The sequence below is a fragment of the Streptomyces sp. NPDC058157 genome (assembly GCF_042884105.1).
GTDB lineage: Bacteria > Actinomycetota > Actinomycetes > Streptomycetales > Streptomycetaceae > Streptomyces.
On record NZ_JBHVUQ010000428.1, the window covers coordinates 1 to 1630 of the forward strand.

1 protein-coding gene and 1 pseudogene are annotated in these 1630 nt (G+C 69.1%); one reads left to right on the forward strand and one right to left on the reverse strand.

The window, feature by feature from the left end; all coding sequences use genetic code 11:
- A pseudogene (locus ACFVXK_RS38595) lies at positions 1 to 535 on the reverse strand (hypothetical protein); the annotation flags it as partial.
- 218 nt (positions 536 to 753) lie between these two features.
- On the opposite strand from ACFVXK_RS38595, the gene ACFVXK_RS38600 reads away from it, so the two are divergent.
- Positions 754 to 1566, forward strand: a complete 813-nt coding sequence (locus ACFVXK_RS38600; protein WP_389622068.1) for a glutamate ABC transporter substrate-binding protein — start codon at positions 754 to 756, stop codon at positions 1564 to 1566.
- The last annotated feature ends 64 nt before the right edge of the window (positions 1567 to 1630 follow it).

The following is a 1630-nucleotide window of genomic DNA, read 5'->3' on the forward strand; positions in this document are numbered from 1 at the left end:
CGGCCAGGGCGTCCGGCTCCAGCGGGAACGCCTGGAGCTGCACCCCGCCCGTGGTCTCCTCGCCGGTGACCTGCCCCTCGACGGTGGCTCCGAGCCCGAGCGGGACGGCGACGAACTGGCGGACCGTCCCGTCGCCCGAGTTGATCCCGTCGAGCCAGGGCTGCCGGGGCAGCACCACGTAGTTCTGCGGGTCGCGCGCCAGCCGGCCCGTCCACGGCCTGCCCGAGACGGCGCACACCTTGCCGACCCCGACCTGCAGCGCGGCCGGCTCCGACGAGCCGCCGAAGGCCAGCCACATCGCCTCGCGCAGGTACACCGGCAGCATCACGCCGCCCTTGGCCCGCCACTCGGCGGGAACCGTGTCCGGATGGTCCTCGACCCGGCGCAGCGGGAACTCCCCGAGCCCCGGCGGGAGCGCGTGGGTCCCCGACTCCGGGAGGCGAAGTGTCCGGATGAACCTGATACGCACCCCGTCGCCGAGCAGCAGGGTGTTCCCCTCGACCCGCGCCGCTTCCGTCGTCCCGCCCGTTGCCATGCACCAGCCCCCTTCTCCGGCTCCGGTGCGCAGCCGCCGCAGGATCTGCGGCGGAACCGGATCGTTATCCTCAAGTTTTCCTCAGATGCAGTGACGCTGCGCCCGCCACCCTCCTAGCTTCCTCATACACGTGCCCTCGCGCCTCCGCGGTTCCGCACGTCCCCCCACGTTTCCGCGAGCTTCCCCGTGGTTCCGCGTTCCCCAGGAAAGAGCAGCACATGAAGGTTCCCAAGGCCGGTGCGGTCGCCGCAGTGATCGCCCTCGCCGCCACCGCCTCCGGCTGTGGCGGTGAAGCCAAGAAGGAACCGATCTCGGTCGGCATCAAGTTCGACCAGCCGGGCATCGGCATGCGCGAGCCGGACGGCACGTTCACCGGCTTCGACGTCGACGTGGCCACGTACGTCGCCAAGGAGCTCGGGTACAAGGCGAACGAGATCGAGTTCAAGCAGGTCTACAGCGACGACCGGGAACTGCTGATCCAGTACAACGAGGTCAAGTTCGTCGCGGCCAGCTACACGATCAACGACAAGCGCCGCGAGAAGGTCGAGTTCGCCGGGCCCTACTTCGTCGCCCACCAGGACCTGCTGGTCCGCGCCGACGACAACACGATCACCAAGGCGGAGGACCTGAACACGAAGCGGCTCTGCTCGGTGACCGGCTCCACCTCCGCCGAGAACGTGCGCAGCAAGCTGGCCCCGAAGGCGAGCGTCCTGGAGCTCGACGGGTACTCCGAGTGCCTGGTCGCCCTCCAGGACCACCTGGTCGACGCCATGACCACCGACAACTCCATCCTCGCCGGGTACGCGGCCCGCAAGGGCAACGAGGGCAAGTTCAAGCTGGTCGGACTGAACCTGAGCAACGAGAACTACGGCATCGGCCTCAAGAAGGGCGACTCCGCGCTCCAGAAGAAGATCAACGCGGCGCTCACCAAGATGGTCTCGGACGGCTCCTGGGAGGCGGCCGTGAAGAAGAACTTCGGCCAGGCGAACTACAAGTACGAACCGGCCCCGCGCGTCACCACGAGCAGCTGACACCAAAGGCCGCGAGGGGCCCCGCCGGATCCGGCGGGGCCCCTCGCGCCTGCCCGCGCGCCTA

Coding starts and splice junctions, on each gene's coding strand:
- ACFVXK_RS38600 (WP_389622068.1), top strand. CDS start 754: ATGAAGGTTCCCAAGGCCGGTGCGGTCGCCGCAGTGATCGCCCTCGCC.